This window comes from Microcystis sp. LE18-22.4A (genome assembly GCF_027531105.1).
GTDB classification, from domain to species: Bacteria; Cyanobacteriota; Cyanobacteriia; order Cyanobacteriales; family Microcystaceae; genus Microcystis; species Microcystis aeruginosa.
On record NZ_JAPZRB010000625.1, the window covers coordinates 1 to 7,042 of the forward strand.

7 protein-coding genes are annotated in these 7,042 nt (G+C 44.5%); 2 read left to right on the top strand and 5 right to left on the bottom strand.

Going from position 1 to position 7,042, the window contains the following annotated elements:
* Positions 1-703 precede the first annotated feature (703 nt).
* From O9295_RS26680 to O9295_RS26695, 4 genes are all read right to left on the bottom strand, one after another.
* Entirely contained in the window at positions 704-1,261 is a 558-nt protein-coding gene (locus O9295_RS26680; RefSeq protein ID WP_190720183.1) for a 50S ribosomal protein L25/general stress protein Ctc, read from the bottom strand.
* A 27-nt stretch (positions 1,262-1,288) separates the two neighbouring features.
* Positions 1,289-2,632: an adenylosuccinate synthase gene (locus tag O9295_RS26685; RefSeq protein WP_147069371.1), complete on the bottom strand. Its 1,344-nt coding sequence runs from the start codon at positions 2,630-2,632 to the stop codon at positions 1,289-1,291.
* A 127-nt stretch (positions 2,633-2,759) separates the two neighbouring features.
* Positions 2,760-2,927 (bottom strand): hypothetical protein, encoded by a 168-nt coding sequence (locus O9295_RS26690; RefSeq protein WP_002759244.1) that lies wholly within the window; start codon positions 2,925-2,927, stop codon positions 2,760-2,762.
* 60 nt (positions 2,928-2,987) lie between these two features.
* Positions 2,988-4,151: an LptF/LptG family permease gene (locus O9295_RS26695; protein ID WP_288036287.1), complete on the bottom strand. Its 1,164-nt coding sequence runs from the start codon at positions 4,149-4,151 to the stop codon at positions 2,988-2,990.
* 208 nt (positions 4,152-4,359) lie between these two features.
* On the opposite strand from O9295_RS26695, the gene O9295_RS26700 reads away from it, so the two are divergent.
* Both O9295_RS26700 and O9295_RS26705 read left to right on the top strand, forming a co-directional pair.
* On the top strand, positions 4,360-5,412 hold the full coding sequence (locus O9295_RS26700; protein ID WP_288036289.1) for a dipeptide epimerase: 1,053 nt from the start codon (positions 4,360-4,362) through the stop codon (positions 5,410-5,412).
* Positions 5,405-6,448, top strand: coding sequence for an N-acetyltransferase DgcN family protein (locus O9295_RS26705; RefSeq protein WP_288036290.1), 1,044 nt, complete (start codon positions 5,405-5,407; stop codon positions 6,446-6,448). The genes O9295_RS26700 and O9295_RS26705 overlap by 8 nt, the downstream gene beginning before the upstream one ends.
* Positions 6,449-6,820: 372 nt before the next feature.
* On the opposite strand, the gene O9295_RS28020 is transcribed toward O9295_RS26705, so the two are convergent.
* Positions 6,821-6,904, bottom strand: coding sequence for a tetratricopeptide repeat protein (locus tag O9295_RS28020; protein WP_502846526.1), 84 nt, complete (start codon positions 6,902-6,904; stop codon positions 6,821-6,823).
* Positions 6,905-7,042: the final 138 nt, after the last annotated feature.

Genomic DNA, 7,042 nt, shown 5'->3' on the forward strand with positions numbered 1-7,042 from the left:
ATCCCCGCTTGGGATTTACTTCGAGAAGCCCAAAATCGCTGAAACCCAGATAGATCAAGGAAAATCATAAATCGAGGTTAACCCTTTGTCCCGTAATGGTTTGAGCCTTTTTTGCTGACCGAAAACGCCTAAGTCCCATTATTTGAGCGTTTTCACGATATAACCCCCCAGTAGATGGGAGCAGGGGAGAGAGGAGAGGGGAGAGGGGAGAAAAAAGCTGACACTGATAACTGATGACTGATAACTGAATACTAACTCCCGACTTCTAACCCAATGTGCGCCAAAGATAAGCAAAAATTATTTATTGACTCCAAAAACTTGAGAATATTTAAATTAACATTTAGCAATATTTACAAATTCTTAAGAATTAATTGAGAAAGATTTTTATTTAACAACGATGTTGCAATGGTTACAGCGATTTGATAGAATTTCATAGTGGCTTACCCTGTGCTTTTTTGGACAGCAATGCTTGAAACCCTCGCCACACCTACAGGGTGATCCTAATTAAGACAGGTAAATTAGTCAATTTCACCCACAACGATGATCTTTTTTTTGTGTAGTTTTATTGCCAAGAAAAAGTTTTTTTGACAAAAAGCACAAAGTATGCAGTAGCAGTTATGCCAGAGTGGGGGTTGGGGAGGGGGAAGCTGTCTCATCACCCTATCACCCCAAAACCCGATCACCCGACCACCGATCACTGAATTTACCGTTTAGCGGCAACAATGGCAAAAACGGTGGTATGGGGATCATCTTTTAAAGTCACCCCTTCTGGCATTTTCAAATCACCCACGAGCAGGGATTGCCCCACACCGATCCCCGACACATCAAATTCGATCACTTCTGGGATATTATCGGCAATACAGGAGACATTAACTTCGTTGACGAACTGTTCGATTAAACCGCCCTGTTTAGTTCCGATCGCTTCTCCCATGGCTTTAATCGGAACAACGATATCGAGCTTACCGTGGGCAGACACCGAGAAGAAACTGAGGTGATAGAGATTTCTTTTCCAAGGATGAGATTGTACCTCTTGGATCAAAGCTTTTCCCGTCCAGGGCATTTCGGGGACATTAACATCCACCAGGGTATTATTCACCGAGGCCTTTTTGAGCAGGGTTAAGGCCGCTTTTTCTCCCACCACGAGGGAAACCGATTCCGTGCCGCTGTGGCCGTAGAGAACCGCCGGGATCAAACCCTGACGACGTAGGGCCCTGGGGTTAATATTTTCGGGTCTTTTTTGACATTCAACGCTAACTTGCATAGTTGACTAATCCTCTTTAGCAATGATTTAAAATTCGTGATTATCCCAAGGTGAGCCATTTTCGTCCAAAAGAGCGCGTTTTGGACCGTGAATGGGGTCTTCAACGATGATAGTTTGGTCGCGACTAGCTCCTAGGGAGATAATAGCGATCGGTACTTCCATGATCGCCCCCAGGAATTTTAGATAATCGAGGGCCTGTTTGGGTAGGTCTTCCAGACTCCGACAATCGCTGGTGGGTTGTTGCCACCCTGGCATCGTTCGGTAAATCGGTTGACAACGGGCGAATTCCCCGGCACTGCTGGGTAAATGGCGACAGGTTTGGCCGTCCAATTGGTAGGCGACACAGACTTTGATTTCCTCTAGGGTATCGAGAACATCTAATTTGGTGATCGCTAGACAGTCTAAACCATTGATTCGCACCGCGTAACGACCGATAACCGCATCAAACCAACCGCAACGACGACGACGGCCGGTGGTGGTCCCGAATTCCGCCCCGCGATCGCACAATAACTGCTCGATCTCCCCCTCTAATTCCGTGGGAAATGGACCTTCACCTACCCTAGTGGTGTAAGCTTTGGCCACACCGATCACTCGATCGATTACCGTCGGACCGATGCCAGAGCCCACACAAGCACCGCCGGCGATCGGATTGGAGGAGGTAACGTAGGGATAGGTTCCGTGATCGAGGTCGAGTAAGGTGCCTTGGGCCCCTTCAAAAAGAATATTCTTACGCTTGCGGATTGCTTCGTAGATTTTTAGGGAACTATCGACCACATGGGGACGCAGTATCTCGGCATATTCTAGATATTCCTCGATCACCGTCTTCGCATCTAAAGGCGGTAAGTTATATAACTTTTCTAAAATGACGTTTTTATAATTGATCGTCCATTCTAGTTTTTGCCGCAGATTCTCGGTATTCATCAAGTCGATGACTCGAATGCCGATGCGCTCGGATTTGTCGGCATAGGTGGGGCCGATCCCCCTTCCCGTGGTGCCGATTTTATATTTACCCCGTTTTTCCTCGGATGCTTGATCGAGCAGCCGATGATAGGGCATAGTGACATGAGCCGTTTGCGAGATATAGAGATTGTCGGTGGTGACATTGAGGGCGTGTAATTGCGCCATCTCTTTGAGTAACACCGAGGGATCTATGACTGTTCCTGAGCCGATTATACATTCCGTATCTGGGTAGAGAATCCCAGAGGGAATTAGATGGAGTTTGAACGTTTGATCATCGACGACGACGGTATGACCCGCATTTACGCCACCTTGAGAACGCACCACCACATCCGCCGATCGACTCAGCAGATCCGTGATTTTTCCTTTTCCTTCGTCGCCCCACTGAGCGCCGATCACAATAACGTTAGCCAAGGTATTTTAGTCTAGCTAAAGTTCACACAAACTTCTATTATCCCTCTTGGCGAATACAACTGTCAAGTTATCTCTCTTAGCTAATTGTGGGGAGAAGGCGAGGGGAAAACTCGCCTATTTTCAGGGTTTATTGACCTTCCCGACTGATTTGACGCTCGATAGTTTCGATAGCGGCATTTAATCCCGCTAGACGGGTTTCGAGGTCATCGCGCATCCATTTGAGGAATGTTAATTTACGCTCTTGACATTCTTGGCGGGAAGTGCTGCCACAAGTGTTAAAGAAGAAGGGAAACATAGACTAAGGGGCCTGCTATAACTCTACGTCTCCTATCTTGACGAAAATTTTCAAAAAAGTCTAACCGTTAAGTCGCCATAATAACCACAGACCTAACCCAAAACCGAAAAAGTTAGGCAGCCAGGCAGCTAGGAAGGGGGAAAGGGTGGCGGTTAGTCCCAAGCTGCCGACTAAGAAGTTTAAAAGATAATAGAGGAAAACAATGGCGACACTGAGACCGAAACTGGTTCCCCGACCGATTCTTTGCGGTAGAGAACCCAAGGCACAACCTATGGTAGCAAAGACGATACAGACAAAGGGAAAGGCGATTTTTTGCTGGATTCGCACTTGAAAAAACCTGACTCTCTTATCATCGCCACTGAGTTTGAGCAGTTGCACATATTCGATCGCCTGTGGTATGTTCATCTCGTAGGGATCGCGGCTTTGACGAGCAAAATCGAAAGCGGAGCGAGATAAAGCGATTTTTTCGGCTTTAAAGGGGATAACTTGGCTATAGGAGGCGTTAGGGGGGGTTAATTCATAGATAATGCCGTTAAAAAAGTCCCAGACGTTATCGACGGCATTCCAACGGGCCGAATCGGCGATAATAATTTGATTTAATTCTTGTTTTAGCCAACGGATAACGGTGACGGTTTTCATCTTTTCACCGTCGAATTGTTCGGCATAAAATAAACTTATTAAATTGCGATTAATCGTACCATTTTCTAGGGTTTTTATTTCATAATCGGGATAATAAAAATCTTTGTTTTTCCAAAAACTTGCTTCTTTATTAATTTTCTGCACTAAAATTCCTGTGGCTCGATAATTAGCATTTGGAACCACATATTCATTTAATAAAAATGTCACAACTGTAACTATTAAACTCAGGCAAAAAGTGGGTATAAAAAGACGATAAAGAGTGACTCCACAGCTTTGCAGGGCAACGGTTTCACTATCACTACTTAAACGACCGTAGGTGATTAAAGTGGCCAGCAAAAGAGAAACCGGCAGGGAATAAGTGACAAATTCTGGCACTTTTAACAGGAGAATTTCTAGGGCTGAAGCGAGGGGTAGATTGGCATCAACTACCTGATTAGCCAAATCGGAAAGATTGCCAATCGCTACTCCCAAAGAGGCAAATAAACCAACACTAAATAAAAATGGGGGTAGTAGTTGGCTGATCAGATAGCGATCAATGAGGGCAATACCTCCATTTACCCAGTAAGAAATCTTTTTCTTAATCATTGATTTTGGTTAACTCACTCCTTTTTCATCCCAATTTCCTAACCCGCAGCCGTCTTGCTTACACCTTCGGTTAGCCTATCATATTTTGTCTTTGACGAAAAACACCGCCGGAAGTTGTATGATTGCGGGGAGAGTGGACAGAAGTAAGGATTTGGGTAAGTGTAGATAATTTTTCTGTTCCTATTCCCCGATCATCCCGAGGTGAATTATGCTGCTAAACTGGCAAACTTTTACTATTCATAAACGAGTACCTTTAAGGATTAGTCGCGGCACTACCAGCGAAAATACTAATATCTGGCTGAAAATTAGCGAGGAAAATATCGAAGGGTGGGGAGAGGCATCCCCTTTTGATATTACCAGCGAGGAGAAAAAACCCGATAAAATCCTGCAAGAATTAAACTCGATCGCTCCTATTTTACAATCTTTTCACCCCTGTCAACGCCAAGAAATTGAGAAAATTTTATGGCAAAATCAGATATCTTCGGCTACTCGTGCCGCTATTGATACGGCACTGCACGACTGGTTAGGCAAAAAAGCTAATTTACCTCTCTGGCAAATTTTTGGACTCGATCGCTCTTTAATTCCGCCGGTTTCTGTTACTATCGGTTTAAATTCTCCAGAAAATGTGCAGAAAAGGCTGTTAGATTGGCTAGAAATCGGCGATTTTAGCTTATTAAAAGTCAAATTAGGCTCACCGGACGGTATAGAAGCCGATCGAGCCATAATTCTAGCTATTAAAGAAATTGTCCCCCATTTGCCCCTAACTGTCGATGCTAATGGTGGTTGGAAATTTAGCGATGCGGTGAAAATGTGCCAATGGTTAGAGGAAAAAGGCGTTATTTATGTGGAACAACCCCTATCCGTCGGACAAGAACGAGATTTAATTGATTTATACCAAAAATCGCCCCTACCTATCTTCGTCGATGAAAGCTGTTTTTCTAGTCAAGATATCCCGAAACTGGCCGATCGAGTCCACGGCATTAATATTAAACTAATGAAAGCTGGTGGATTAGCAGAAGTGCAGAGAATGATTCATATTGCCCAAGCTTGCCGACTGCAAATTATGTTCGGATGTTACTCTGATAGCAGTTTAGCCAATACTGCCCTAGCACATCTTGGCCCGCTTGTCAACTATCTTGACCTAGATAGTCATTTAAATTTACGCGATGATCCCTTTACGGGTTTAAGCTTGGAAAAGGGACGTTTACAACCAAATAATTCACCCGGTTTGGGTGTTAGTTTACGGATAAAAGATGACTAATTATTTGACTCCTGACAAGAAAGTAGCGATTCTTCTCCATGAAGGAATCAAAGGAACTCGCGGCAAAACCGGATTAAGTTATCTGCGTTACGGAAAAGCGCAGGTAGTGGCGATTATTGACGCAGAAAGCGCCGGCAGCACCTTAAAAGAAGTGGCCGGAATCGATCGCCCCTTGCCGATTGTTGCTAGTGTTAAGGAAGCTTTAACCTCTCATCCCGATACCCTGTTAATTGGCATCGCACCCTCAGGAGGCATTTTACCCCCCCATTGGCTAGAAGAAATCAAAGAGGGGGTAAATGCAGGGTTATCCCTCGTTAATGGTCTCCATACACCCCTAAAACCCCTTTTTCCTCAGCTTAAACCAGATCAATGGATTTGGGATATCCGTCTGGAACCCCAAGACTTAAAAATTGGGCAAGCGCGGGCGAAAAATTTAACCTGTCAGCGTATTTTAACCGTAGGCACGGATATGAGTGTGGGCAAAATGTCCACTAGCATCGAATTACATCGGGTTGCCCCAGAAAAAGGGCTAAAATCGCAATTTTTAGCCACTGGACAGGGGGGAATTATGATCGCGGGGAAGGGTGTACCCTTGGATGCAGTGCGCGTCGATTATGCTGCTGGTGCGATCGAGGCTTTGGTGTTAGAATCAGCAGAAAATAACGATATTCTGTTTATTGAGGGTCAAGGCTCCCTATTACACCCTGGATCCACTGCTACCTTGCCCTTAATGCGTGGCAGTCAACCAACGGGGTTAATTCTCGTCCATCGCGCTGGACAAATTCATATCAATGATTTACCCGATATTCTCATCCCTCCCCTAACAGAAGTGATTAAACTCTACGAAATGACTGCCAGCGCCGGGGGAAGTTTCGGGGAGGTGAAGGTAAAAGGGATTAGTTTAAATACTTTTCATCTTAGTACGGAGGCGGCAGTTAAAGCTATAGAAGCTGTGCAGGAGGAAACGGGGTTATTTTGTACCGATGTTGTCCGTTTTGGTGGTCAAGGGTTATTATCAGTGATCAGTGAGCAGTAATCAGTAATCAGTGAGTAGTAATCAGTAATCAGTCCATCAGATGATTACATCAACCACAGTCGATGGTGGTGCGTGAGGACGGATTGTTAGCTTGAAGTTAAAGCGGAAATTTCTGCCGTCTAACTAGGTTTTACTAAATCTGGATGTTGTCAAATTTTCTCTTGACAAAGGCGACTTGACATGATATTATATTCATAATGGAAAATCCGTGCGCCTACAAACCCTCTTTTCCAACGGTCTTAACTAGGATTGGTTCATTCAATCAATCTTCATCTCTAATCCACTCTTATACTAGCTCCCTAATCACAGTCCATCATTCAATCATTCCAATCATAGATAAGACAGCATCCTCAGATAATTCCGATAAACGGTTTAGGTATGGGGGTGATTTTCCCCTAATGCTTGGGTAGCAATATTAATCGCTTCTAGATAGAGAGGTTCTGCTTCTGTGTACAGGGTAAGAGCATCTCAATTAGGCTTGACAAAAGGCTTTCAGCACAGCCATCATATAGTTATTATCCATGGCCGCCCGTTTACTTTTTTGTGCCAGACTACGTCGGTAAGTGGATTCCTGGTTAAGAGCGTTAAGTGCTA

Coding starts and splice junctions, on each gene's coding strand:
- O9295_RS26690 (WP_002759244.1), bottom strand. CDS start 2,927: ATGTTTCCCTTCTTCTTTAACACTTGTGGCAGCACTTCCCGCCAAGAA.
- O9295_RS26700 (WP_288036289.1), top strand. CDS start 4,360: ATGCTGCTAAACTGGCAAACTTTTACTATTCATAAACGAGTACCTTTA.
- O9295_RS26695 (WP_288036287.1), bottom strand. CDS start 4,151: ATGATTAAGAAAAAGATTTCTTACTGGGTAAATGGAGGTATTGCCCTC.
- O9295_RS26680 (WP_190720183.1), bottom strand. CDS start 1,261: ATGCAAGTTAGCGTTGAATGTCAAAAAAGACCCGAAAATATTAACCCC.
- O9295_RS26705 (WP_288036290.1), top strand. CDS start 5,405: ATGACTAATTATTTGACTCCTGACAAGAAAGTAGCGATTCTTCTCCAT.